The organism is Nocardia panacis (assembly GCF_003598715.1).
GTDB lineage: Bacteria > Actinomycetota > Actinomycetes > Mycobacteriales > Mycobacteriaceae > Nocardia > Nocardia panacis.
Map to the genome: position 1 here is coordinate 272,173 of NZ_QZFU01000006.1, position 25,098 is coordinate 297,270.

At 69.0% G+C, this 25,098-nt stretch carries 21 protein-coding genes; 9 read left to right on the forward strand and 12 right to left on the reverse strand.

Annotation, left to right across the window (positions count from 1 at the left end; translation table 11 throughout):
* Positions 1 to 157 precede the first annotated feature (157 nt).
* Together D5S18_RS01650 and D5S18_RS01655 are read right to left on the reverse strand one after the other, a co-directional pair.
* Positions 158 to 634 carry a hypothetical protein gene (locus D5S18_RS01650; RefSeq protein WP_239003464.1) on the reverse strand — a complete coding sequence of 159 codons (477 nt, stop codon included), beginning with the start codon at positions 632 to 634 and terminating at the stop codon, positions 158 to 160.
* Entirely contained in the window at positions 634 to 3,072 is a 2,439-nt protein-coding gene (locus D5S18_RS01655; protein WP_120037168.1) for an AAA family ATPase, read from the reverse strand. The genes D5S18_RS01650 and D5S18_RS01655 overlap by 1 nt, the downstream gene beginning before the upstream one ends.
* 414 nt (positions 3,073 to 3,486) lie before the next feature.
* Here D5S18_RS01655 and D5S18_RS01660 point away from each other — a divergent pair, with 414 nt between their 5' ends.
* From D5S18_RS01660 to D5S18_RS01675, 4 genes are all read left to right on the forward strand, one after another.
* The gene (locus tag D5S18_RS01660) at positions 3,487 to 6,084 is read left to right on the forward strand and encodes a DUF5691 domain-containing protein (RefSeq protein WP_120037170.1); all 2,598 of its coding nucleotides are present in this window, start codon (positions 3,487 to 3,489) and stop codon (positions 6,082 to 6,084) included.
* Positions 6,081 to 7,166 carry an ATP-binding protein gene (locus D5S18_RS01665; RefSeq protein WP_120037173.1) on the forward strand — a complete coding sequence of 362 codons (1,086 nt, stop codon included), beginning with the start codon at positions 6,081 to 6,083 and terminating at the stop codon, positions 7,164 to 7,166. The genes D5S18_RS01660 and D5S18_RS01665 overlap by 4 nt, the downstream gene beginning before the upstream one ends.
* Positions 7,167 to 7,274: 108 nt before the next feature.
* Positions 7,275 to 9,698: a DUF5682 family protein gene (locus D5S18_RS01670; protein WP_120037369.1), complete on the forward strand. Its 2,424-nt coding sequence runs from the start codon at positions 7,275 to 7,277 to the stop codon at positions 9,696 to 9,698.
* Between the two features lie 117 nt (positions 9,699 to 9,815).
* A complete protein-coding gene (locus D5S18_RS01675; RefSeq protein WP_120037174.1) occupies positions 9,816 to 10,982 on the forward strand; it encodes a VWA domain-containing protein in 1,167 nt (388 codons plus the stop codon).
* Positions 10,983 to 10,985: 3 nt separating this feature from the next.
* Here D5S18_RS01675 and D5S18_RS01680 read toward each other — a convergent pair whose 3' ends face one another.
* The 5 genes from D5S18_RS01680 to D5S18_RS01700 form a co-directional block, all read right to left on the reverse strand.
* On the reverse strand, positions 10,986 to 12,422 hold the full coding sequence (locus D5S18_RS01680; RefSeq protein WP_120037176.1) for an SPFH domain-containing protein: 1,437 nt from the start codon (positions 12,420 to 12,422) through the stop codon (positions 10,986 to 10,988).
* A 14-nt stretch (positions 12,423 to 12,436) separates the two neighbouring features.
* Positions 12,437 to 12,640, reverse strand: coding sequence for an NfeD C-terminal domain-containing protein (locus tag D5S18_RS01685; RefSeq protein WP_239003465.1), 204 nt, complete (start codon positions 12,638 to 12,640; stop codon positions 12,437 to 12,439).
* A gap of 122 nt (positions 12,641 to 12,762) precedes the next feature.
* Positions 12,763 to 15,291, reverse strand: coding sequence for an ABC transporter permease (locus D5S18_RS01690; RefSeq protein ID WP_239003466.1), 2,529 nt, complete (start codon positions 15,289 to 15,291; stop codon positions 12,763 to 12,765).
* On the reverse strand, positions 15,291 to 16,067 hold the full coding sequence (locus tag D5S18_RS01695; protein ID WP_120037178.1) for an ABC transporter ATP-binding protein: 777 nt from the start codon (positions 16,065 to 16,067) through the stop codon (positions 15,291 to 15,293). The genes D5S18_RS01690 and D5S18_RS01695 overlap by 1 nt, the downstream gene beginning before the upstream one ends.
* 112 nt (positions 16,068 to 16,179) lie before the next feature.
* Positions 16,180 to 16,626, reverse strand: a complete 447-nt coding sequence (locus D5S18_RS01700; RefSeq protein WP_120037180.1) for a MarR family winged helix-turn-helix transcriptional regulator — start codon at positions 16,624 to 16,626, stop codon at positions 16,180 to 16,182.
* A gap of 68 nt (positions 16,627 to 16,694) precedes the next feature.
* On the opposite strand from D5S18_RS01700, the gene D5S18_RS01705 reads away from it, so the two are divergent.
* From D5S18_RS01705 to fmdA, 3 genes are all read left to right on the forward strand, one after another.
* Complete coding sequence (locus tag D5S18_RS01705; protein ID WP_282434814.1) at positions 16,695 to 17,771, forward strand: substrate-binding domain-containing protein; 1,077 nt, start codon at positions 16,695 to 16,697, stop codon at positions 17,769 to 17,771.
* A 95-nt stretch (positions 17,772 to 17,866) separates the two neighbouring features.
* The gene (locus D5S18_RS01710) at positions 17,867 to 18,145 is read left to right on the forward strand and encodes an FmdB family zinc ribbon protein (protein WP_203236531.1); all 279 of its coding nucleotides are present in this window, start codon (positions 17,867 to 17,869) and stop codon (positions 18,143 to 18,145) included.
* A 21-nt stretch (positions 18,146 to 18,166) separates the two neighbouring features.
* Positions 18,167 to 19,420, forward strand: a complete 1,254-nt coding sequence (gene fmdA / locus D5S18_RS01715; protein ID WP_120037184.1) for a formamidase — start codon at positions 18,167 to 18,169, stop codon at positions 19,418 to 19,420.
* Between the two features lie 56 nt (positions 19,421 to 19,476).
* Here fmdA and D5S18_RS01720 read toward each other — a convergent pair whose 3' ends face one another.
* Genes D5S18_RS01720 through D5S18_RS01730 form a run of 4 tightly spaced genes read right to left on the reverse strand, consistent with a single transcriptional unit; the run spans position 19,477 to position 22,623 of the window.
* The gene (locus D5S18_RS01720) at positions 19,477 to 20,397 is read right to left on the reverse strand and encodes a hydroxymethylglutaryl-CoA lyase (RefSeq protein WP_120037186.1); all 921 of its coding nucleotides are present in this window, start codon (positions 20,395 to 20,397) and stop codon (positions 19,477 to 19,479) included.
* On the reverse strand, positions 20,394 to 20,588 hold the full coding sequence (locus tag D5S18_RS34310) for a hypothetical protein (protein ID WP_147403811.1): 195 nt from the start codon (positions 20,586 to 20,588) through the stop codon (positions 20,394 to 20,396). Before D5S18_RS34310 ends, D5S18_RS01720 begins: the two co-directional genes overlap by 4 nt.
* Positions 20,585 to 21,799, reverse strand: coding sequence for a CaiB/BaiF CoA transferase family protein (locus D5S18_RS01725; RefSeq protein ID WP_120037189.1), 1,215 nt, complete (start codon positions 21,797 to 21,799; stop codon positions 20,585 to 20,587). The genes D5S18_RS34310 and D5S18_RS01725 overlap by 4 nt, the downstream gene beginning before the upstream one ends.
* Positions 21,800 to 21,852: 53 nt before the next feature.
* The gene (locus tag D5S18_RS01730; protein ID WP_120037191.1) at positions 21,853 to 22,623 is read right to left on the reverse strand and encodes a deoxyribonuclease IV; all 771 of its coding nucleotides are present in this window, start codon (positions 22,621 to 22,623) and stop codon (positions 21,853 to 21,855) included.
* Positions 22,624 to 22,747: 124 nt separating this feature from the next.
* Between D5S18_RS01730 and D5S18_RS01735 the strand changes: the two genes are divergently transcribed.
* Positions 22,748 to 23,974, forward strand: a complete 1,227-nt coding sequence (locus tag D5S18_RS01735) for a serine/threonine-protein kinase (protein ID WP_120037193.1) — start codon at positions 22,748 to 22,750, stop codon at positions 23,972 to 23,974.
* 12 nt (positions 23,975 to 23,986) lie between these two features.
* On the opposite strand, the gene D5S18_RS01740 is transcribed toward D5S18_RS01735, so the two are convergent.
* Entirely contained in the window at positions 23,987 to 24,271 is a 285-nt protein-coding gene (locus tag D5S18_RS01740) for a hypothetical protein (protein WP_147403812.1), read from the reverse strand.
* 280 nt (positions 24,272 to 24,551) lie between these two features.
* Between D5S18_RS01740 and D5S18_RS01745 the strand changes: the two genes are divergently transcribed.
* Positions 24,552 to 25,058: a hypothetical protein gene (locus D5S18_RS01745; protein WP_120037197.1), complete on the forward strand. Its 507-nt coding sequence runs from the start codon at positions 24,552 to 24,554 to the stop codon at positions 25,056 to 25,058.
* Positions 25,059 to 25,098: the final 40 nt, after the last annotated feature.

Sequence of the window (25,098 nt, forward strand, 5' to 3'; positions counted from 1 at the left end):
CCGGCCGCCCTTCGCATCGAATCACATAGCGGGTCTCGTCCCGTCGAACCCCAACGATTCGGTGCCCCAACCGACAAGGAGCCAAATATGCAGGCACTCAATGTCCTCGCCTCCGGCTCGGCCATCGCGGCGAACAGTATCTACCTGCTCACCAGCATCATCTCGCTACTGGGTCTGCTCTGAGGGCGTCCAGATCCCCTGCCAGACGGGCGGTCTGCTCGCGCCAGCGGCGCAATTCGGTGACGCTGGGGGCCAATTCGTAATCGTGATGGTGGGCGGCGCGGGACAGGGCCGACCATATGGTGGCCACCTGCGCGGCGGTCTGTCGCCCGGCGAAGAAGCGCAGCGCCAACAATTGCGCCCGCATGGGGCAGCGCACCAACTCCGGCGCGACCCGCAACCACAGCTCGTCCACGGATTGCTCCAGCGCCAACCGCAGAATCCAGGCGGTGGCACGCGACCACAGGCCGCCCGCATCGCTCACCGAACCATCGAGCAGACCGTCGGCCGCGCTGAACCGCTCCTGCACCGAGGGGCGGTCGGCCAGGTCGCGCTCGAGTTCGCGGCGGGCCGAGAATCGTTGCGCCCGGCCCTTTTTCGGCCTCCTGCCGGAGCCGCGTCGCTCCCCGGCCATCAGTCGGCCAGCCAGGCGACGAATTTCTCGGTCTCGGCGATGAGTTCGCGCATTCCGCGCCCAATGGGCACGTGCGCGCCCGCAGTCGCGTCGCGCAGCGCATCCACTACCCAGCGACCCTCCCGGACGGTCAGGAACTTGTTGAGATCGTCCACCTTCGCACCGACACCCATCACCGCGAGGGCGACCATGGCGCGGGTGGTCTGCGCGGATTCGATATGACGTTCCACCTCGCGGTGATTCATCCCGTCCGACAGCAGATTTCGGCGCGCCCTGGCCAGACTGGCCGCCTCCACCGCCGACCGGCAGCAGGTGGCCACCAGCTCGTCGGCGATGCGCGCGGGCAGTTGCGGGGTGCGGATCAGCGAACGGGCGTCGTCGAGGTAGCGGCGCACCGGATCGCTGGCGACCCGCACCTCCACCACCGAGCGCTCGCGCCGCTGCACCTCTAGCACCGTGGCGTCCAACTGCATGCGGCGCACGGCCTCGGCCAGCCGCTCGTCGTGGGTGAACACCACCACCTGTCTGGTCCATGCCACGGCGGCCAGCACCGTGGCCAGGCCGTCCACCTTGGCCGGATCCATGGCCTGCACCGGATCATCGATCATGACGAAGCGGAACGGACTGTCCTCCACGGTGGCCCGCGGCAGGAACAGCGACAGGCCGAGCGCGTGCAGTTCGCCCTGACTCATGACGCCCAGCGCCGCACCGTCCACCTCGTCGACGGTGACATCGAGCAGCACCCGACGCGCGGTTCCGGCATTGCCCTGCAGGCGAATCGAGCCGAGTTCCACATTGCTCTGCTGGCGCAGCGTCTGCCAGACCCAGCGGGCCGTGGTCTCCAGCGGGGCCATGCGCTCGCCGCGCAGTCCGGCGGTCGCGGTCTTGAGCCAGTCCTCGGCGCGGCGAATGGTGCGCAGTTCGGCCGCGTTCGCCGCGACCGCGCGGGCGCCGTCCAACCAGGTCAGCAGGCGCGGCACCAGCGGGGACCACACCTCGTCGAGCCGCTGCAACTCCTTGCGGGTGCCGTGCTGGAGCAGTTCGAGTTCGTCGACGAGGCGGGCGTGCGCCCGGCGCAGCCGCTCGGGCAGGTCGGCGCGGTAGTCGGCAACGGTGAGCGCGGCCCATTCGGTCCAGGCCGAGCGCACCGGGTCGGTGTCGACGGTCGGCGGGTTGGCCGGATCGAAATCCAGTTCCGGCGGAACGTGATTGGGCAGCGAGCGGGCCGCGCGCACCGCCAGGTCCAGTTCGTCGCGGGCCGCGCGCAAGGCCTCGACCTTCGCGCTCAGCGCGGCGATGGCGGCATCCGTCTCGACGCCCCAGGCGTGATCCATGGTGCGCGCCCCGCAGACCGGGCACGGGCAATCCCCCACCAGTGCGACGTGTTCGCGGGCGCGGCGCAGCAGGTCGAGCACCCGCAGATCCGATTCCGCGCGCGCGGTGGAATCGCGGGCGATGACCTTGCCGTACTGCTCGATCCGCTCGGCCACCGCGTCCACCTCGGCGCCGCTGGGCAGCGCCAGGCGCACGATGGCGCGCAGACCCGACGAACCGGTGGGATCGTCGACACCGCCGTGTATCTCACGGTGGATCGCGGTGAGGTCCGGTTGGACGGGACCCAGCAGCGTGGCCATGCGCACCGCCCTGTCATCGGCGACGGATCCGAGCACGGCGATCAGCTCCAGCCGCTCCTGACGCGAATCGCGCTGCGCCCGTTCCAGTTCCAGGCGGCGCGCGCGAATCCGCTCCTGCGCCATGGTCAATTCGTCCAAGCCGAGCAGTTGATGCAGCGCGTCGAACAGATCGCTGGGTTTGCCGTCGACCAGCGCGCCCAGTTCGCTGTAGGAGAGGAAGGGGCGGTACAGGTCGAGCAGTCCGGACCAGCGGTCGGCCGGGAAGTCGGTGGGCGGGTCGGGATGATGGCGCTCGGTCCAGTGTGCCTCGGACAGATCCGCATCGGGCGCCCACTGTTTGGCGATGGTCAGGTGCGGTGAGCCGCCGGTGGCCAGCAGGTCGAGTTCGATCCGGGCCGCGCCACCCTCGTGCAGGTTGCGCCAACCCTCCCGCCAGGCCGCCGAGCGACCGTCCCAGCGGCGATTGCCGCCGGTGAGGGCCAATTCGGCGGCTTCGGCGAAACTGGATTTGCCGCTGCCGTTGCGGCCGACGACCAGGGTGAGTCCCGGACCCGGATTCAGCCGCAGGGTGGCCTGCGGACCGATGCCGCGGAATCCGCGCACGGTGATCGCCTTCAGGAAGATTCCGGTGCCCGCGAATTCCGCTGCCGGATCGCCGGATTCGACACCGCCGAGGGCGCGCAGCACGGCCTTGCCGACCTCGGCGCCCACGTGCGGATCGGCCGCGAGCCGCCGCGACACCACCTCGGTCAGCCGCTGGGCCACCCCCTCGGGTCGGGCCTCGGGCCTTGCGTCCGTGCGCATTCCGCGAACCCCCTACACCTGAGGACCGCGGCACGTCCGCCACCGGTCCGCGGTGCAACTTGTTGAAAGCTGTGCGAAACGCTACCCGATCGCCCCGAAGAAGCCCACTTGCCCTGGACTCGAGGCAGGACGAACCGGCCCGCGGGGATGGGTCTTGGCCATCGAGCGTTCTGGGGCCGCGCTCGATGTCCACCCCTCGCCAACCCCGGCGGGCGGTCCATTGTGTAACACCCGATCCGGGTGGCTCGGTCGAGCCGAACAGGTCAGGATGCCAGAAAATGCAACACTCGCGCAAGACGAATCCGGCGCGGCGACAGCGATTTCCGCCCGGCGCGCCGGAGATGGCGGGCGATTGTCGGTGGGCTGCGGTAGAAATCCGGTGGACATCTTGGGAAAACACCGGGCGGGAGCAGCATGACCGAACAGGGGATCGCGGTATCCGCCCGCGCCGCCGGGCAGCGGCGGGTGCGCGTCACGGCCGGGCTCGCCGAACTCGAGGTCTGGTTGGCGGATCAGGTGCGCACCGGACTCGCCCACACCGACCGCTCGGCTGCCGGATTCGCGGGGATCGCGGCCCGCATGGTCGATGCGCAGGCGCCCGCGATCGCGGCGGCGCTGCGGCGACTACCCGCATCGACGGCAGGGCGGACGGATTGGCCGGAGTTGGTGCTGCGCGAATACGCCGGGCTGCATCTGCTCGGCACGGCGCACCGACGGCTCGCGGAGTTGTCCCCCGAACTGCGCGACACCGTCCGCGCGCATATCGGGTATCCGATATCCAAGGACGCGGTGCGCGCGAACCCTCCCGTGCGCGACGAGTGGCAGGTGCTCGGGCGGCGAACAACCGAAGAGGATCGGATCCATACGCGGCGAATCTGGCTGTCCGGTCGCCGAACCCGGAGGTGGGCGGTCCTGATCGACCACGCCTTCGGCGCACCGGATTTCGCCGCCGCGCCCGATACGGGCCTGCTGTTCGACGCCGATCTGCACTTCTATCCCGGCGCGGCGCCGCTGCGGGCGCTCATCGGCACGGAATACGCCGCGCGCCAACCATTCACGACTGTTCCGATGGCCGATGCTTCGATCGCCGCCGCACTCACCGCCCAGGCGCGCGCGCTCGGCGCGGACCCGTGGCTGCGATCCTGGCCGATGCTGCTCGCGGCAGTGATTCCCTGCCGGCATGAAAATGGTTGGTATGTCGCCGAATCCGATGGGATGGGGCTGCCGCTGGCGGTGACCGACGAACCGTGGCGGCTATTGGGTGTCTCCGGCGGTCATACCGTGATGCTGTTGGGCGAGTGGACTTCGGAGGGGTTGCTCCCCTTGTCGGTCATGACCTCGGGGGAAGTCATCGAGTTGGCTCCCTGCGATCCGACCGGTCCTCCGGTGCCGAATCGTCCCGTGGCGCAGGGTCCGCACGGAGCCGAACTCGTCGCTACGGCGCTACTCGGCACGGCTCGTCGCTTTCGTGTCCCGGCAGCAACGCCCGGCCCGACATCCGTGTCCGCCCCGGCCTCCAACACGACACCCGCACCCGCCACCATGGAGGCGGCACCCGAGACGCTTGCGAGTTCGAATGGACCGGCCGGGCCGCACTGCATACCCGGCGGCGGCGATCCCGCGCGGCGCCTGCTCGAATCCGCCGCTTTGGACACCCTTTTCGCGCGCGGTGGCATCGCGGCCCGGCCGGTCCGTATACCGGATGCCGCCGAGCCGGACTCGCGCCGCAGGCTTCCCGAACCCGCCGCCGCTCGCCTCGCCGAGTTGCTTCGGCGGTGCTCCGGATTCCTGACCGAGTGGTTCGAAGCGGCCGCGCCGCAGGACTTTCGCGCCCCCGACGTGCTCTGCGCCGACCTGCTCGACTACGCGACCGGCGACCAGGAACTGCGCGAGCCGCTGCTGCGTTTGGCGGGCGCGCGCGGGCGCTGGCTGGCACGACAGCATCCCGAGTGGCGGGAAATGCTGCGCGAGAGCAGTTTCGCCGATCTGTCCGAGCAGCGCTGGCGCATCGGTGGACCGCGCGAACGCCGCGCCTGGCTGGCCGAACTGCGGGCGACCGATCCCGAAGGCGCGCTCGCCGCACTCACTGCCGCGTGGCCGCGGGAATCCGGCCCGCACAAGGCCGAACTGCTCGCAGTCCTGGCCCACCGGCTGGCCGCCGCCGACGAACCGCTGCTGGAATCCGCGCTGGACGACCGCCGCGCCGATGTCCGCCGCACCGCGGCGGAACTGCTGGCCCTGCTGCCGGATTCGGCTCTGGCTCGGCGCATGGTCGAGCGGGCGCGCACCTGGCTGCGCGTCGGCCACCGGATCGGAATCGAACTGCCCGAACGCCTCGACGACGCGGCCCGGCGCGACGGAATCCGCGACCGCGCCGTCGAATTCGCCTACCGCTGGGACGGCGCGCCCGATCCGGCCGCGGGGTGGGTGCGTCAACTCGTCGCCGCCACCGGGCTCGACCATTGGACCGAGCGGTTCGGAACACCGCGGGCGGCGGTGACGGCCAAGCTGCCCAACCGTTTCCGCCAACCCGTCCTCGACGGCTGGGTGGCCGCCGCGCTAGCCCACCGCGACCAGGCCTGGGCGGGTGCGCTGTTCGACTCCGGTATCCCCTCCGAGGTGGCCATGCTGCGCAGGCGTGAACTGTTCGCGCTGCTACCCGCCGAGGAGCGGGTCCGCAGGCTGCTGCGACTCGACGGTTCCTGGCTCTCGGAACTGGAATCCCTGCTGCCCGCCATGGGTCATCCGTGGCCGGAACCGCTGGCCCGCCACCTGATCCTGCTGCTGTTCGAGCGGGCGCGGGCCGCCGAGCGCCGCCCCGACGCCTACGGCGCGGGTCCGGACGCGCACCGGTCGCTGCTCGCCGCCGCCTCGGCGCATCTGCCGTTCGGCGCCGCCGCCGCGCTGGATTCGGTCGTCCGGCGCTGCGGGGATCCGCGGTGGCAGTCCGCCTTCGACCGCCTCGCCACCGACCTCGCCCACCGCTCGACCATGCTCGAGGAGTTGCTGTGACCCCGAACCTGCTGCGCCCCCATGCCGAACAGTCCGGCGCCGCCGAATTGGCCGCACTGGCCGCCGTCGACGACCGTCCGCGCCCGCCCTCGTGGCGACTCTCGCCGTGGGCGGTGCTCACCTACCTGCTCGGCGGCACCCTGGACGACGGCACCGTGATCATCCCGAAGTACATCGGCCCGCGCAGATTGATGGAGGTCGCGGTGGCCACCCTGGCCACCGATCGCGCGCTGCTGCTGCTCGGTGTGCCGGGCACCGCGAAAACCCGAGTGTCCGAACATCTCTCGGCCGCCATCTGCGGGCGCTCCACCCTGCTGGTCCAGGGCACGTCGGGCACCGCCGAGGAGGCCATCCGCTACGGCTGGAACTACGCCCGGCTGCTGGCCGAGGGACCGAGCGAAGGGGCGCTGGTGCCCTCACCGATCCTGACCGCCATGCGCGCCGGGGCCGTGGCGCGCATCGAGGAACTGACCCGCATCCCCTCCGATGTGCAGGACGCGCTCATCACCCTGCTGTCGGAGAAGACGCTGCCCATACCGGAACTCGGCACCGAGGTGCAGGCCGCCAAGGGTTTCACGGTGATCGCCACGGCCAATGACCGCGACCGAGGCGTCAACGAACTGTCCTCCGCGCTGCGCCGCCGCTTCAATACCGTGGTGCTGCCGCTGCCCGCCTCCGAGGACGCGGAGGTCGCCATCGTCACCCGCCGGGTCGCCGAACTCGGTGCGGCCCTGGAACTTCCGGAGCTGCCCTCGGCCGCCGACGAGGTGCGCCGGGTGGTCCGCGTCTTCCGCGAACTGCGTTCGGGCCGGACCGCCGACGGCCGCACCAAACTCAAATCCCCGTCCGGCACCCTGTCCACCGCAGAGGCCATCTCCGTACTCACCAGCGGTATCGCACTGGCCGCGCACTTCGGCGACGGCGTGCTGCGCGCGCACGATATCGCGGGCGCGGTACTCGGCGCGGTCGTCAAAGACCCGGTCGCCGATGCCGTGGTGTGGACCGAATACCTCGAGGCCGTGGTCCGCGAACGCCCCGACTGGTCCGACTTCTATCGCGCCTGCCGCGAACTTGCGGGCTGACCCGCCGTGCCGAACTTCCACCTGCCCAATGGATTCCACATCGCAGCGCACGAACAGGCGCCGAGTATCCGCCCCGACTCCACCGATGACGCCCGCACCGGTCGGGTCGTGGCGCCGGAGGGCACCCTGGTCACACGGGTATTCGGCATCCGGCACCACGGTCCCGGCACGGCTCGGGCACTGCGCCGAGCCTTGGCCGACTTCCAGCCGGACAAGATACTCATCGAAGGCCCTTCCGACGCCGATCCTTTGGTCGCCTACGTAGCCGCCGCCGACATGACACCTCCCGTCGCACTGCTCGCCTACGCGCCCGATACCCCCACCCGCGCCGCCTTTTGGCCGTTCGCCGTCTTTTCCCCGGAGTGGCAGGCCCTTCGCTACGCCACCGAACACGGTGTCCCCGTTCGCTTCTGCGACCTGCCCGCCGCTACCGCCCTCGCCTTGGAAGACGAATCCGGCGATACTGTCGACCCGCTGACCGAACTCGCCGCAGCGGCGGGCTACGACGATGCCGAGCGCTGGTGGGACGCCGTGGTCGAATCCGTCCCCGACTCGGCGGTCTTCGATGCCATTCTCGAGGCCATGACCGCCCTGCGCGCGGCGGCCGAACGCGATCCCGTGCCTATTGCGTCCAACACCGCCGGTGCCGAGCCCGAACTCGCCGGGACTGCACCCGATCTTCTTGGGGGCAGGGCCGAATACGCCGGGAACCCGCTCGATGCGGCTGGCCTCGAGCCCGGCTCCGCGGAGTGCGGCAGTATCCGTTCCGGCTCGGATTCCATTGGGGTTGCACCTGATTCGGTTGCCGAGGCGACCGATCCGGCACCGGATGTCATGCGCCGACGGCTGCGCGTCGACGCGCACACCCTGCGGCGCGAAGCGTACATGCGGCAGTGTCTGCGCAAAGCGCTGAAAGATGGGGCGCGGCGGGTAGCCGTGGTGTGCGGCGCGTGGCATGCGCCTGCCCTGGCGGGCACACTCGGGCCTGCCGCCCCGGATGCCCGACTGCTCAAGGGATTGCCGAAGACGCGGGTCGCGCTGAGTTGGACGCCATGGACGCATTCGCGACTGGCCACCGCGTCCGGATACGGTGCGGGAGTCGACGCGCCGGGGTGGTACCACCATCTGTTCACCGAGACGGAGCGGCCGATCGTCCGGTGGATGACCAGGGTCGCGGGTGTGCTGCGCGCTCGCGATCTTCCGGTGTCCAGTGCCGATGTCATCGAATCCGTCCGGCTGGCCGAGGCTTTGGCCGGGCTGCGGGGTAGGCCCCTGGCGGGGCTGTCGGAGGTCACCGACGCGACGCTGGCGGTCCTGTGCGGCGGCGATGAGACGGTGGTGCGGTGGGTGGCCGCCGATCTGGTGGTCGGTGAGGCACTGGGGACCGTGCCCGCCGATGCGCCGACCGTCCCGTTGGCGGCCGATCTGCGGGCGCTCGGCCGCACGCTGCGGCTCAAACCCGATCCGGAACCACGAGCGCTGGAACTGGATCTGCGGCGCGAGCGCGATGTCGAGCGCTCCCGGCTGCTGCATCGGCTGCGCCTGCTCGATATCGGTTGGGGGCGACCGAGATCCGGCGCGGTCCGCGCCACCGGCACATTCCGGGAGACCTGGTCGCTGTGCTGGAAGCCGGAATTCGCGGTGGCGGTCGTTGAGGCGTCCCGTTGGGGCACCACCGTAAGGTCGGCGGCCCAGACCAGACTTCTCGAGCTGATCGGCGGCCCGTCGATCACGGTCGCCGAACTCGCCGAAGCGCTGGAACTGGCGCTACTGGCGGATCTGGACGGCGCGCTGGGTCCTCTGCTGGCCCGGCTGGAATCGGTCGCGGCGCTCGATCACGATGTGACGCACCTGTTGGCCGCCCTGCCCGATCTCATTCGCACCCTGCGTTACGGCGATGTGCGCGGCACCGATCGCGCGGCACTGGCGCGAGTCGCGGATGGTCTGCTCGTTCGCGTCTGCGCGGGCTTGCCGGGCGCGGTCACAGGGCTCGATACCGAAGCGGCCCTGGCATTGCGCGCCCAATTGGCTGCCGTGCACACCGCCATCCACATTCGCGAAGATTCCGCCGCGACCGAACGCTGGTTCGCCGCGCTGCACCGCCTCGCGGACCGCGACGACGCGCACGGCGCGCTGATCGGCCGCGCGGTGCGCCTGCTCGGCGATGCCGGTCTGATCGACGGAGCCGACTGTGTCCGAAGGCTTTCCGCTGCCCTTTCGGTCGGCGGTGCGCCTGCGGCGAAGGCCGCGTGGATCGACGGCTTCGTCGGCGGGCGCGGCCTGCTTCTGGTCCACGATCGAGAGCTGCTGCGCCGCATCGACTCCTGGCTACGCGACCTCACCGAGGACGAGTTCGTCGCGGTATTGCCCCTGCTGCGCCGCACGTTCGGCACCTTCGAATCCGGCGAACGCCGCGCCATCGGCCGAGCCGTCGGCGATAGTGCCTCAAAGGTCGTCCCGGCAGAATTCGACTCCGAGCGTGGCGCACTCGCCCTGACTGCCGCCAACCTCGTCCTCGGAGCTCGGCCATGACCACCGATCTCGGACACCCGCGCCCGCGCGGACAGTTGCCTGCGCGACGGTCGAATTCGAGCCGGCCCCAGCCGGAGCCCACTGTAGAAGCCCGATCGGAGAGCCGGGAGCACGTCCATGACCACCGATGACGATCACGCCCGCCGCTGGCGCCTACTACTCGGAGCGGCTGCCGAACCCGAGCTCGGCGGTTTGCGCGAGGCCACCGATCTCGGCATGGATCGCGCATTGGCGGCGGTATACAACGCGCCCGAGGCCCCGGCCGCGCGCGCGGGTGGACTGGGTGGGTCGGCGCCGAGAGTGGCCCGCTGGCTGGGCGATATCCGTACCTATTTCCCGGCCACCGTCGTGGAGGTGATGCAGCGCGATGCGATCGATCGGCTGGGATTGAGCGAATTGCTGCTGGAGCCCGAGCTTTTGGCGGCGATGCAACCGGATGTGCATCTCGTCGGCACACTGCTGAGTCTGAATCGGATCATGCCGGAGCAGACGAAGGCCACCGCCAGATCCGTGGTGGCACAGGTGGTGCGGGAGATCGAGCGCCGCATCGCCGACCACACGGTCAGTGCGGTTTCGGGCGCGCTGCGGCGCAGTGCCCGCACTACCCGCCCGCGACCGCGCGATATCGATTGGGATCGCACGATTCGCCGCAATCTGTCCCGCTATCTGCCCGAGCGGCGCACGGTGGTGCCGGAGCGGTTGGTCGGGCACGGTCGCGGGGCGTCCGCGGTGCGGCGCGATGTGGTGTTGGCGGTGGACCAGTCCGGGTCGATGGCGGCGAGTGTGGTGTACGCCGCGGTCTACGGCGCGGTGCTCGCCTCGCTGCGCGCACTGCGGACCTCGCTGTATGTCTTCGATACCGAGATCGTCGATCTGACCGAATATCTCGCCGATCCGGTGGAGGTGCTGTTCGGCACCCAACTCGGCGGCGGCACCGATATCAATCGCGCGCTCGCCTACGGACGCGGTCTGATCGATCGTCCCGCCGACGCCCTGTTCATCCTCATCTCCGATCTCTACGAGGGCGGTGTGCGCGAGGAGATGCTGCGCCGCTTGAATGCCATGCGCGCGGACGGAATTCAGGTGCTGGCGCTGTTGGCCCTGTCCGATGCGGGCGCGCCCGCCCACGACCACGAGAATGCCGCCGCGCTGGCCGCGCTCGGCATCCCGGCCTTCGCCTGCACCCCCGATGCCTTTCCCGATCTGTTGGCGGTCGCGGTCAATCGGGGCGATCTCGCGGCTTGGGCGAATTCCCATACCGCGAGTCGAAATCGATTGGGCTGATGGCTATTCCGCCGCAGCGCCGTCGGCCGCCTGCCGCACGGCGGGCAGCAGCGATTCGCGGGCCAGGCCGGTGAGCGCACCCGCCTGCTGAATGATCTCGGCCAGCGCCGAGGTGACCCCTTGCGCGCCATTGAGCACGGTGAACTGGCCGATGTGTTCGAAGGGTGCGGCCGCGGCGGCCACGATCTCGGGCAGTCGCTCGGCCACCTGCTGGGCGATCACCGCCTCCTGGTTCTGGCTCATGGCCTCGGCCCGCTGCCGGATGCCATCGGCCTCGGCCGCCATCCGCGCCCGCATCGACTCCGCCTCGGCCAGACCCCTGGCCTTGATCGCGTCGGCCTCGGCCTGTCCGGTGAGGCGGGTGGCCTCGGCCTGCGCGGCGGCCCGCACCCGAATGGCGGACGCCTCGGCCTCGGCGGCCAGTTTGGTGCGGGCCGCGGCGGCCTCCGCGCTGAGCCTGGTCTCCTGCGCCAAGGCCTCGGCCTGGTGGATGTGGGTGTCGCGGGCGGCGGTGGCCAGCGTGGTCTGCCGATACGCCTCGGCGTCGGCGGGTTTGCGAATCTCCACCTGGAGCCGCTGTTCCTTCTGCTGCGCCTCCAATTCCGCGACCTTGGTCTCCACCTCGACAACGGCTTGGCGTGCGGTGGCCTGGGCCAACGGTCCCTGCTGGGCCGCCTCCTCGGTGGCCTGGTCCACCTCGGCCTGATATCCGGCCTTCTTGATCTCGGTGTCGCGGCGGGCCAGCGCGATCTGCGCCTGCGCGGCCTGCTCCTGGGCGATGGCCTCGCGCTCGGCGATGGCCCGCGCCACCCTGGCCCGCTGTTCCACCTCGGCCTGATGCGGAATGGCCAGGTTGGCAATGTAATTGGATTCGCTGGCGATGGACTGGATCTGGAAGCTGTCGATGACGAGTCCGAAGGATTCCATCTCCTGCGAGCAGCGGTCGCGCACCTGCTCGGAGAATTTGTCCTGGTCGCTGATCATGTCCTCGACGGTCATGGAGCCCGCGATGGCGCGCAGATGTCCGACGAAGACGTTCTGCACCTTGGTTTCCAGTTCCTGGGCGGGACGGTCCAGGAAGCGGCGCGCCGCATTGGCGATGGACCGATAGTCGTCGCCGACCTTGTACATGACCACACCGGTCAGGGTGAGGTTGATCTTCTGCCGGCTCACGCACGGCACCATGATCTGACTTTCGTGCGCCTCCAACGAGATTCGGCGCACCTTCGTCAGACCGGGAGCGACCAGGCTGCCGCGGCCGGTGACAATGCGGAATCCCATGCTCTGCCCATCGATCGAGGCGCCGCGCCCGGCGCGGAATCCCGAGATGATCAGCGCCTCATCGGGTTCGGCGACCCGCCAGGCGCTGCGCAACAGCAGCAGCGCGGCGAGTGCGACGACGACGATCGCCCCGACAACGGCCCCGGTGAGGACGTCCACGGTCCACCTTCTGTTCAGACGGTTACGACTTCTACGGTGCGCCCGCCCAGACTCCCGACCACGAGCACCCTCGCGTGGCGCGGGATGACGGATTCGTCGGCGGCTCGGGCCAGGAATCGCTCTGTGCCCGCACGGATTTCGATGACGACCTCGCCGAGACGACCCGGTTTGATCGCCGCCGTCACCCTGGCGTACTTGCCGATCACCTCCGACGCCACCGCCACCTCCCCCACACCAACGCCGCTATTGACCCTGTCCAAGATAGACCCGGCCGTGCGCTGCGGCGATAGTCTTGATGGATCCGTAATCTCCGCGCGCACAACCGTTTAACGCACGGGCATCACAGGTCGGCGATGGCGGCCAACGGTGGGGTGCGCGCGGCACGCACACCGGGCCACAGGGCGGCGAGCACACCGACCACACCGGAGGCGACGAGCACCACGACCAGTTGGGTCCACGGCACCTCGATCTGGTCGAGACCGAGATCGCGCAGCGTGCGCAGGAATCCGGCGCCGAGTCCGAGTCCGAGCGCCATGCCGACGAGCGCGCCGAAGATGGCGATCAGCATGGATTCCAGGTAGATGGTGCGGCGCACCTGCGCGCGCTGCATGCCGACCGCGCGCAGCATGCCGATCTCCCTGCGCCGTTCGACCACCGACAGGGCCAGGGTGTTCACGATGCCCAGGATGGCGATGATCACCGCGAGCGCGAGCAGCCCGTACAGGATGGCGAGCAGCCTGTTGATCTGCTGGCCCTGAAAGCCCTTGAACTCCTCGTGATTCTGCACCTGGACGATGGTGAACTGCTCGGTGGACTTCTCCAGGTCCGCACGCAACTGGGTGGGGTCGGCGCCGGGTTTGGCGGTGACCAGCGCGAACAGTGTCTGCTGGAAGTTCTTCGGCACGATATCGAAGTACAGATCCGGCGGTAGCAGGAACGATCCGAGCATGGGCTGCTTTTTGTAGATGCCGGTGACGGTGAGCGAACGCGGCTTCCCGTCCATGCTGTTCAAGGTGATCTTCTCGCCTACGTGCCAACCGTATTGGGCCGCCTGCTCCTCGGCGACGAGCACATCGTTGGGGCCGAGCGCGCCGGACCCCGCGAGCAGGTCGTAGTTCAGCCCGCCCGCCAAGTCGCCGTCGGGTGAGATGCCGAAGAGTTGATCGTTGCCCGCCTTCATCGAGACTCCGCGCAAACCGACCACATCGGCCACGCCCGGCGTCTTGCGCGCCGCGTCGATCACACCGAGCGGAACGCCGATGAATTGCGGGCCGGTCAGCACATAGTCGGCCTTTACGCCCTTGTCGACGAGTACGCCGATGCTGGCTTTGGCCGATGCGCCGAGCATGGCGATGGCGGTAACCAGCATGAGGCCGAGGGTGAGGGCGAAGGCGGTGGCGGCGGTGCGGCGCGGATTGCGCACGGCATTGTTGCGCGCCATCAGTCCGATCGCGCCGAGCGGCCGGGTGAATACGCCGAGCACCCGCAGGACCGGGCGCGACACCCAGGGCGCGGCCAGCAGCACCGCGAGAATCAAGGCCAGCGCGCCGATTCCGACGATGATGGCGGCCGTCTTCCCCGTGCCGCGCGCGCCGAGCGCCACCACGAGCACACCCGCCGCGCCGAGTGCCGCGCCGATCAGCGTGCGCAGTCGCAGCGATTCGCCGAGCGCGGCGAATTCCTCGCGCATGGCCTGCACCGGCGGGATGAGCGCGGCGCGGCGCGCGGGGGCGTAGGCGCTGCCCACCGTCACCACCAGTCCGACGAGCAGTCCGATGACGATGGTGCGCGGGCGCACCGCGAGCGATCCGGTGGGCAGTCCGAGCTGGAAGGCGTTGAGCAGGGCCGAGACTCCGTAGGCCAGCCCGACGCCCGCCGCCAAACCTATCGCGCTGCCGAGTAATCCGATGACCAGCGCCTCGACCACCACCGAATTGCCCACCTGCCGCCTGCTCGCGCCGACCGCGCGCAGCAGCGCCAGTTCGCGCAGGCGCTGCGCCACGATCATGGAGAAGGTGTTGTAGATGATGAAGGTGCCGACGATGAGCGCGATCGCGCCGAAGGCGAGCAGGAAGTAGTTGATGAAGTTGAGCGAGGTGGAGATCTGGTCGCGCAGGTCGGCGCGCACCTGGGCGGCGTTCTGCACCTTGAAGTCCGGATACTTCTTGGCGATGGCATCGCGCAGCGTGTCGGCCTTGACGCCGTTGGCGGCCGCGATATCGACATAGGCGACGCGATAGCCGTCGGTGAACAGTTGGCGCGCCTGGGTATCGGTGAACTGGAGCTGAATGAATCCGCCGGTGTCACCCGGAATGTCGTAGATACCGGTGACGAGCAGATCGATGGGTTTATCGCCCTGAGTGGGCACCAGCACCTTGGTCCGGTCACCGAGGTGCAGGCCGGCCTTGTCCGCGCCGCCGGTATTGATCGCGACCTCACCGGGCCGGGCGGGCGGCACACCCTGGACGTATTTGTCCGGCTCGGCCACGGCCCGATCGGGCGGGATATAGGACTTGCCGCCGCTGGGCACACCACCGGTCTGGATGGCCTTCTTGCCATCGGGGGTGAGCAGGACGACCACACCGTTCACCCCTGGCGCGACCGCGCGCACCCCGTCGAGTTCGTTGAGCTGATCGACCACGGCATTGGGGATGCCCTGCGCCTGCCGGTCGCGCGGACTCACCCGGACATCGACGCCCTTGGCCTGATTGGCGAACAAGCCGTCGAAAGTCCGCTGAAGGGTGTCGGTGAAGACGAACGATCCCGCGATGAAGGCGGTGCCGAGAATGACCGACAGGACGGTCAGCGCCAGGCGCACCTTGTGCGCGGCCAGGTTGCGCAGGGCGACCTTGCGCATCGGATCAGCCATTACGCCTGCTCCAACGCTTTCATCCGGTCCAGCACCGAATCGGCGGTCGGATCGCGCATCTCATCGACGATCCTGCCGTCGGCGAGGAAGACCACGCGATCGGCGAAACCCGCCGCGTGCGGCTCGTGGGTGACGATCACGACCGTCTGCCCGAATTCGTCCACGGCGGCGCGCAGGATGGTGAGCACCTCCTCCGAGGCGCGCGAATCCAGGTTGCCGGTGGGCTCGTCGCCGAAGATGATCTCCGGTTTGCCCGCCAGCGCCCGCGCGCAGGCGACGCGCTGCTGCTGGCCGCCCGATAGCTCGCTGGGCCGGTGGGTGAGCCGGTCGATCAGGCCGAGACGTTTGAGCACCGTGTCGAGCCAGTCCTGATCGGGCTTGCGGCCCGCGATATCCAGCGGCAGCGTGATGTTCTCCAGCGCGGTCAGCGTCGGCACCAGGTTGAACGCCTGGAAGACAAAGCCGATCCGGTCCCGACGCAGCTTCGTCATCTGCTTGTCGGACAGGTCGGTGAGATCGGTCTCACCGATGCGCACCGTCCCCGAGGAGGCCGCGTCGAGTCCGGCCAGGCAGTGCATCAGCGTCGACTTGCCCGATCCCGAGGGACCCATGATCGCCGTGAACTCCCCTTTCGCGAATTCGACCGAGACGCCTGCCAGCGCCGCGACCTGTGTATCTCCTGATCCATAGACCTTGGTGAGGTCGATGGCGCGGGCCGCGGCGGGCTCGGTGCGCGTCGAATCTGCGGTGGGGACGCCCACGGCTTGGGAAGTCATGCTGTCCAGTGTGTAGAGGATTGACCGTGCGCGCCATCGGGGAGGTCCCCGGCTTCGGGACGATCCCGCTACCTCACCGGGATGGTCGCGCTACCCCACGAGGATGGTCGCGCTACTTCGCGGGGATGGCCGCGGCGCCCCTGGTGTCGTGCAATCGGTCCACGAAGGCGTCCAGGGTGCGCGTCATGCGGGAGCGGTCCGCGCCGAACGCGTCGAGTCCGGATTCGGCCAGGGTCCGATTCATCACCTGGTAGGCGAGTAGGCCGCGCCGGGTCGGGAAGACCAGCACCCGGCGGCGATCGGCCTCGTCCACCCGGCGGTGCACCAGATTGTCGGAGATCATGCCGTCGATGAGCCGGGTGAGGCTCGCGCCCGCCAGCAGGGTGGCCTCGGTGAGTTGGGTCATCGAGCGGCCCGCGCCGTCGGCTACCGCGGAAAGGACGTGCCAGCGGCCGACAGAGTGTTCCCCCGTACAGGTCGCGATGGCCCGGTCCAGCTCCTGCGATGCGCGACGCACGGATCGCGCCAGTTCTACGAGCGCGGTGCTATCGTCGTCCACCTGAGCACACTATATCGACTGCGCCGTATGAGAAAGATTCGGACGGAAATATACGGTGGTGATCAACGTTGGGGCCGCACGCATTTCGTAGCCGAGACACGGTCGACCTGGCCCTGGTAGTGCCACTGAGCGGGCCGGCCGGTATGTTCGGCCCGTCCTGCGAAGCCTGCGCCGACCTGGCGATCGGCGATATCAATGCCGCAGGCGGCATCCTCGACCGCGAGGTCCGCCTGCATCCGGTGGACGCGGGCGCGCCACTGCCCGTCATCGCCGCACAGATCGACCGCATGGTCTCCCTCGGACAGGTGGACGGTGTCCTCGGCTGGCATCTTTCCAACGCGCGCAAGGTGATCACGCCGCGCACGGCGCATCGGGTGCCCTATATCTACACCACCTTCTACGAGGGCGGCGAGAATGCCGACGGCGTCTACATGGTCGGCGAAACCCCTGAGCACCAACTGTTTCCGGCACTGCGCTGGCTGCGCGCGGAGTACGGCGTGCGCCGCTGGGCCGTGGTCGGCAACGACTATGTGTGGCCCCGCGAAACGGCCCGGGCGACAAGGGAATTCACCCTTTCCGCCGGACTCGACGTGGTGGGCGAGATCTTCCTGCCGCTGGGTGGGCGCGATTTCGGTGCGGCGCTGGAGATGATCCGGAACTCCTCGGCGCAGGGCGTGCTGCTGTTCCTGGTCGGCGCGGACTGCGCGGCCTTCAATCGCGCCTTCGCCCGCTCGGGTCTGGACGAGCGGCGGCTGCGCTTGAGCATGATGATCGGCGAGGACGTCCTCTACGCGGGCGGCCCCGAGAGCACCCGCGGATTGTTCACCGCCAGCGGCTATTTCGAGAGTCTGGTATCGACCGCCGGGATGGATTTCGGGGCGCGTTACCTGCGCGAATTCGGTCCGGCCGCGCCCGCGCTGAACAATATCGGCGAATCCTGCTATGAGGGGCTGCTGCTGTTCGCCGCGCTGGCGCAGGCCGCGCGCAGCCTGGATCTGGCGGCCATCGAGCGCGGCGCCGGGCTGGTGAGCTACGGCGGACCGCGCGGCGAGGTGAAGGTGCGCGGCGCGCACACCACCCAGCCGGTGTATCTGGCGGGCGCGGACGACCTCGAGTTCAGCGTGCGCGCCGAACTGTCTTCGTAATCCGAAATTTACCCCTCGGATTTGCCACGGGAATGCCCACCGCTTTGTATCGTCTCCGTACGGAATATGCCCGGTCGAAAACATTGAGGTGCGATGTGCCCACCTACCACTTCCGCTGCGAAGGTTGCGGCAGCTTCGAGGCCGGCTACGCCATGGCCGAGGTCCCGGCCACCGCACCATGCCCGACCTGCGCGGGCGCGAGCCGACGCGGCTTCGGCGGCGGCGCGCTGCTGCATACCGGATCGGCCGCGTCCCGATTGCTGGAGGCCACCGCGCGCACCGCGAGCGAACCGCGGGTGGTGAACGCGCCGCCACCCGGTCGCGGCACACCGGTCACCCGAAATCCGCTGCACCGCAAACTTCCCCGTCCCTGATCGAGGAAAGAAGAAAGATCCATGCCAGAACTGCTGTATCCGCTCGACTCCACCAAGCGGTTCACCGAGCAGAAGCTAGTCGGTCACAACCGCTGGCATCCCGATATCCCCCCGGCGGTCACCGTCAAGCCGGGCGCCGAATTCCGCGTGCACGTCCGCGAATGGTTCGACGGCGCGATCCACAATGACGATTCGGCCGAGGACGTGCTCAACGCACCGCTGAGCACCGTCCACTGCCTGTCCGGCCCCTTCGCCATCGAAGGTGCGCGCCCCGGCGACCTGCTCATCGTCGACATCCTCGATATCGGTCCGATTCCGCAGGAGGACTCCGGCCCGCTGGCCGGACAGGGCTGGGGCTACACCGGCATCTTCCCCACCGACAATGGCGGCGGCTTCCTCACCGAACACTTCCCGGACGCCTACAAGGCCATCTGGGACTTCAGCGGACACACCACCACCTCGCGCCACATTCCCGGCGTGAAGTTCACCGGGATGACCCATCCCGGTCTGATGGGCACCGCGCCCTCCCACGCCCTGCTGAACAAGTGGAACACCAGGGAAGCCGCGCTCATCGCGACCGACCCGCAGCGGGTGCCGCCGCTGGCGCTGCCCCCGGAACCGCGCGACGCCATCCTCGGCACACTGACCGGCACGGATTTCGATCGGGTCGCGGCCACCGCCGCCCGCACCGCGCCGCCGCGCGAGAACGGCGGCAACCAGGACATCAAGAATTTCACCAGGGGCAGCCGCGTCTTCTACCCGGTCTTCGTCGACGGGGCCAATCTCTCGGTCGGCGACCTGCACTTCTCGCAGGGCGACGGCGAGATCACCTTCTGCGGGGCCATCGAGATGGGCGGCTTCATCGACCTGCGGGTCGACCTGATCAAGAACGGAATGGAGCTCTACGGCGTCTCGGAGAACGCCCTCTTCATGCCCGGCAACGAGGGACCCAATTACACCGAGTACCTGGCATTCTCGGGCACCTCGGTAACCCTGTCGGGCGAGCAGCGCTACCTGGATTCGCAACTGTCGTTCGAGCGGGCCTGCCTGCACGCCATCGACTACCTCAGCAAATTCGGCTACAGCCGCGAACAGGCATACCTGCTGCTCGGGGCCGCACCCATCGAGGGCCGCTTCTCCGGCGTCGTCGATATCCCGAATTCCTGTGCCACCGTGTACATCCCGACCGCGATCTTCGATTTCCCGATCGCACCCACCGCGGCCGGACCGGTCCGCATCGATCCGGGCGCGGGCGCGCCGCACGCCGCACGCTGATCCGAGAAGGCCGATCCCCCTTCGGATTCCGAAGGGGGATCGGTGCCAGACAGCGCCTAGTCCCGGATCACCCATTCGAAGGCTTCGGCCTTGGACCTGGCGCCCTCGGCGGCACGCGAACGATTCGGTTCGCCCAAATCGGCCAGCAGTGCCTCGGACTCGCGCACCAAATCGGCGAGCACGCCGGGCGGGCACCAGTCCGGCCGGGTAGCGAACAGGATGTCCTCGGTGGCGGTATTGCCGCTCGCGCCGGGCGCGAACGGGCAGCCGCCCAGCCCGCCGAGCGAGCCGTCCACCATCTCCGCGCCCGCTGCGACGGCGGCCAGGGTGTTGGCCACACCCATACCCCAGGTGTCGTGACCGTGGAAGACGATGCGGCGCGGCGGCGTTCGCTCCCGCACCGCCGCGACCAGCGCGCCGACCTGGACCGGATGGGCCTGGCCGAGCGTGTCGGCGAGCACGATATCGGCCGCGCCCTCGGTGCGCGGATCATTCGCGATCGCCAACACCCGCTCCGGAGCCACCGGGCCGTCGAACGGGCAGGTGAAACTGGTGGCCAGGCAGAGCTGAATGGCGCCGCCCGCCGCCCGCGCCACCCGAATCGCCTCGGGCATCGCGGCCACGCTCTGCTCGGCGGTGCGACCGATATTGGCCAGGTTGTGCGGATCCGAAACCGACAAGCAGTACTGGAAATTCCGCACACCGGCCGCCGCCGCCCGCTCGACATGGCGCGGCGTGGCCACCCACACCCAGCAGCGCGCCAACTCCTCCGGCGTCAACTCCGCGACGACCTCCATGGTGTTGGCCATGGGCGGCACCAGATCCGGCCGGGCCATGGACCCGATCTCCAGCGCGGGCACACCCAGCGCGAGCAGGCGACGCACCAGACGCACCTTCGCCGCCGTCGGCAGCGGCTTCCCGGTCAGCTGCAAGCCGTCGCGCAGCGTCACATCGCGCAGCAGGACCGCCCCGGTCACGATCGATCCTCGCGGGCCGGACCCAGCGTCCGACGATCCGCACCGGGCTCCGACGGCACGCACATCACCCCGCCCCACGGCTTCTCGTGTCCGCCCGCCGGATTCGGATGCACCGTGGGACGCACGTGCCCTGGCGCGCGCACCTCCCACACGCTGCGTCCCGCAGGCCTACGACGCACCCGCCGCCTCATCGGGCCTCCAATGCGTCGATCTCGCGCTCGCTCATGCCGAGGAGTTCCCCGAGCACCTCCCGAGTATGTGCGCCGAGATCCGGGCCGAGGGTGCGGATCGGCAGCGACTGTCCGCCCAGCACCGGGACGATGCCGGGAAAACCGACCGTCTTCGGTTGCGCCGCACCGGTATCCACCGGGAACTGCTGAATCATATTGCGCGCCAGATACTGTTCGTCGGTCACGATATCGGCGGCCTTGTAGATGGGTCCGCACGGAATCCCGGCCGCGTCCAACAGTTTCAGCGCCTCGTCGCGGGTGTGGCGCGCGGTCCACTCGCCGATCGCGGCATCGAGCCGGTCGCGATGCTTCCAGCGACCCGCGTTGTCGGCCAGTTCCGGATCGGCCCCCAGATCCGGTCTGCCGATGACCTCCATATAGCGCTGGAAGATGGCATCGGCATTGCCGCCGATGACGATGCTCGCCCTATCGCTACACAGGTAGGAGTTGCTCGGCGCGATCCCCTCCACCCGCCCGCCGACCCGTTCGCGTTCGACACCGTAGGCAAGATAGTCGGGCACCAGCGATTCCATGACCGACAGGATCGCCTCGTTCAGCGCCACATCGATCACCCGCTCCGAGAGCGGAACACTCGCCTTACCGACGCGCTCGCGCCGGAACAGCGCCATCACCGTGCCGAACGCGGCGTAGATACCCGCGATGGAATCGCCGATGGAGACCCCGGTGCGCACCGGAGGACGATCCGGATCGCCGACCAGTTCGCGCAGTCCGCCCACCGCCTCGGCCACCGCCGCGAAACCGGGCCGCTCGGCCATCGGACCCGTCTGCCCGTAGGCCGAGATGCGGGTGATCACCAGATCCGGGTTGACCGCCGTGAGCTCCTCGGGACCCAGCCCCCACTTCTCGAGGATGCCGGGCCGGAAATTCTCCAGCAGCACATCGCAGTGCCGGACCAGGTCGAGCACGATCCGCCTGCCCGCCTCGGTGCGCAGATCCAGCGTGATCGACTTCTTGTTCCTATTGATGGTGCGATAGAGCATGGAGGTATCGCCTCCGTAGAGCCGCCAGTTGCGTAACTCGTCACCCGCGCCCGGACGCTCCACCTTGATCACCTCGGCCCCGAAATCGCCGAGCATGCGCCCGGCGGTCGGCGCGGCGATGTAGTTGCCGAGTTCCAGGACGCGCACGCCGTCCAGCGGCCGAATACTCATGGCCACCAGTGTGGACCATCCGGCCCACTCGACTCAGCCGAGGCCCACACCGCTCAGCCGAGGTGTTCGCGCAGGTAGGCCAGATCCGCGGCGACCCCGTCGGCCGGGGTCTCCAGCACCACCGGCGCGTCCGCCGTGCGGCAGACCTCGGCCAGCAACTGCGGGTCGATGGTGCCGTCGGCGAAATTGGCGTGCCGGTCGGCGCCGGAATCGAATTCGTCGCGCGAGGAGTTCAGGTGCACCAGATCGATGCGGCCGGTGATGGCGCGGATCCGCGCCACCACGCCGACCAGGTCCTCACCGCCCGCCCAGGCGTGGCAGGTGTCCAGGCAAAAGCCCGCGCCGAATTCGCCGACCGCGTCCCAGAGCCGGGCGATGGCATCGAAATGCCGCGCCATGGCATGGTTTCCGCCCGCCGTGTTCTCGATCAGGATGGGCACGGCGAATCCGCCCTTGTCCTGCTGACGCTCGAACAGCTTGCGCCAGTTGTCGATTCCGGTCTCGATCTCGGCGTCGGAACGGACATGCCCGCCGTGCACCACCAGACCGAACGCACCCAACTCGGCGGCGGCCAGCGCCTGCTGGGCCACCGCGTTGCGCGAGGGCATGCGCAGCCGATTGTTCAGACTCGCCACATTGATTTGATAGGAGGAATGCACCACCACATCGATCGGGCTGGCCAGGATCTCGGCGGCGCGCGGATGCGGCTCGGGTTTGTCCCAGCTCTGCGGATCGACCACGAACATCTGGATGACCTCGGCACCGAGTTGCTCGCCGAAGCCGATGGGATCACCGTCGAGCCGGGTGTGTGCTCCGATCTTCATGCCGGTCAGCGTAGCCCCGACCCCTGACGCCCCTGCCGCGGCGGCTGCTATGGTTTGCCATAGTTCGAGCGGTCGATGGGTCGATGGGTCGATTGGGGCTCGACCGCGGCGGGAAGTGGGGAACATGCTGGCCAGCGGTGCTGTCTTCGCGGGCTATCGCATCGAGCGTCCGCTGGGTCGCGGCGGTATGGGCTCGGTCTATCTGGCCCGGCATCCGCGCCTGCCCCGACATACCGCGCTCAAACTGCTGAATCCGGAACTGTTCTACGACAAGGAGATTCGGGCCAGATTCGAGCGGGAGGCCGATCTGGTGTCCCGGCTGGATCATCCGAATATCGTCACCGTCTACGACCGAGGGCTGGAGAACGATCAGCTCTGGATCTCCATGCAGTACGTCGACGGCATCGACGCCGGATCGGTCGATCCGCTGCGCCTGCCGCCCGAACGCGCGGTGCAGATCGTCACGGAGACGGCCGAGGCGCTGGACTACGCGCACACCGCCGGTGTGCTGCACCGCGATGTGAAACCGGCCAATGTGCTGTTGGCCCGCTCCGGCGGCGGCCGGGGTGAACGGGTCTACCTCACCGATTTCGGTATCGCCCGATTGCGCGACGACACCGGCCACCTCACCCAGACCGGAACCTTCACCGCCACCCTGGCCTACGCCTCCCCCGAACAGCTCAGCGGCGCGACCCTCGACCACCGCGCCGACCAGTACTCGATGGCCTGCTCGCTGTTCTGGTTGTTCACCGGCGGCAGTCCGTATCCCGGCAACAATCCCGCCCAGATCATCCGGGCGCATCTGCAAGCGCCGCCGCCCGCGCTCAGTTCCGTGCGGCCCGGTCTGCCGATCGCGTTGGACGCCGTACTCGCCAAGGCGATGGCCAAGCGGCCGCAGGATCGCTTCGACTCCTGCGGCGAATTCGCGGCGGCGGCCCGGCAGGCGCTGGATCCGCGCGGCGTTTCCACCATGCCCACGCCCGCCGTGCCGATGCAGGCTCAACCCACTCAGGCTCAGCCCTTTCCCAATCAGGCCCAGCCCTTTCCGAGTCAGGCTCAGCCCTTTCCGAGCAGGCCTATCCCGACCCGACCCATTCCCCCGGCTCCCGCACCGCGTCCGAATACCGGCCCGCCGATCCCGCAGCCGTACTACCCGTCGCCACAGCAGTACGCCCGCCCACCCGCACCGCGAAAGTCCAATGCGGGCTTGATCATCGGCATCTGCGTCGGCACGGTGCTCATGGTGCTACTGCTGCTGGCCCTGATCGGCGCCCTCACCAGCAATGGGAACAGCCGCGCCCTACCTTCGACGCGACCCGCGATATCGGTTGTCGGCGCGCCGAACTCGTAGCGCGCGAAACCGTCAGGCCGGCTCGGCCAGGTGATATTCGGCGCGCAGTTTGAGCAGGATCAGTCCCGTCGTGCAGGCGAGAATCAGGCCCGCCACGGTGATTTCGACGCGCAGGCCAACGAGTCCGAGGACCGCGCCGACGAGGCCGCCGAGGAAGATCACCCAGGCGACAGCGCGCGCGAGGATCGGAAAGACCTGGTGTCGCGGCGAATTCGACAGTTGGATCCGGGGGGAATTCGACGCGACGCGGGTCGCGGCGTTCACATCCTCCAGCGGAGTTGTCGAGTAAGCTCCCATCATTCACTCCTTGATGACGCCGGATAGGCAGGCGAAAAGGGAGTCGAGCGCGGCGCGAACCGCATCCCTCATCGTGTTACCGACGTCTCATGCGTAACTGTGATCACACACGCTACGACCAGCCCGATGCGTTGCACCACGACACGTGCCCGCGACACGCCGATGAGACCAATTCGATATCTGCTTCAATCTCGAACGGGTTACCGAATGCGTTCAAGACTTCGACGAACCGGGCGGCTAAGGTGAGCCCGACTCGAAACACACGAGGAGTGCGACACCCATGGACAGCAGCAGGGCCAGGATCATCGGTCCGGCAGTGGCGGTCGGCGCGGTCTCCGCGGGTCTGATCCTCATCGGCGCGTGCGGCGTCGGCAGGCAGGACACCTATGTCGCCCCACCGCCTTTGAAGAACGGACCCGCGTTGGCCGCCGCCCCCGTGCGCGATGATGTGACCTCCTCCAGCACGCCCAAGGTCATCATTCCGCCGTCGCCGAGTTGGCGGATGGCGCCGAATATGCCGCGCCAGGAAACGAATTTCACGGTCCCGCCCTCCGGCGGCTCCACCACCGAGACCACCACCCCCGGTCGATCGCCGAGCGCCACCGCCGAGGCCGACGACCCGACGCTCACGCTGCCCCCGCGCACCACCGCGAGCGACGACGAACCGCTGAACCGCACCACGGTTCGCCCGCGCCCCACCACCTCGGCCCCGACGACCACCCGCCCGGCGGGTCGATCGACCGCGCCGTCGAGTCACGCGACCGCCGAACCGGATCCGGACGAGTGAGGCGAGGGTGGTGCGGGCCAATCGAATTCCCGCACCACCC

Coding starts and splice junctions, on each gene's coding strand:
- D5S18_RS01725 (WP_120037189.1), bottom strand. CDS start 21,799: ATGAGTATTCGGCCGCTGGACGGCGTGCGCGTCCTGGAACTCGGCAAC.
- D5S18_RS01690 (WP_239003466.1), bottom strand. CDS start 15,291: ATGGCTGATCCGATGCGCAAGGTCGCCCTGCGCAACCTGGCCGCGCAC.
- D5S18_RS01740 (WP_147403812.1), bottom strand. CDS start 24,271: ATGGGAGCTTACTCGACAACTCCGCTGGAGGATGTGAACGCCGCGACC.
- fmdA (WP_120037184.1), top strand. CDS start 18,167: ATGCCAGAACTGCTGTATCCGCTCGACTCCACCAAGCGGTTCACCGAG.
- D5S18_RS01660 (WP_120037170.1), top strand. CDS start 3,487: ATGACCGAACAGGGGATCGCGGTATCCGCCCGCGCCGCCGGGCAGCGG.
- D5S18_RS34310 (WP_147403811.1), bottom strand. CDS start 20,588: ATGAGGCGGCGGGTGCGTCGTAGGCCTGCGGGACGCAGCGTGTGGGAG.
- D5S18_RS01730 (WP_120037191.1), bottom strand. CDS start 22,623: ATGAAGATCGGAGCACACACCCGGCTCGACGGTGATCCCATCGGCTTC.
- D5S18_RS01650 (WP_239003464.1), bottom strand. CDS start 634: ATGGCCGGGGAGCGACGCGGCTCCGGCAGGAGGCCGAAAAAGGGCCGG.
- D5S18_RS01675 (WP_120037174.1), top strand. CDS start 9,816: ATGACCACCGATGACGATCACGCCCGCCGCTGGCGCCTACTACTCGGA.
- D5S18_RS01745 (WP_120037197.1), top strand. CDS start 24,552: ATGGACAGCAGCAGGGCCAGGATCATCGGTCCGGCAGTGGCGGTCGGC.
- D5S18_RS01735 (WP_120037193.1), top strand. CDS start 22,748: ATGCTGGCCAGCGGTGCTGTCTTCGCGGGCTATCGCATCGAGCGTCCG.
- D5S18_RS01655 (WP_120037168.1), bottom strand. CDS start 3,072: ATGCGCACGGACGCAAGGCCCGAGGCCCGACCCGAGGGGGTGGCCCAG.
- D5S18_RS01695 (WP_120037178.1), bottom strand. CDS start 16,067: ATGACTTCCCAAGCCGTGGGCGTCCCCACCGCAGATTCGACGCGCACC.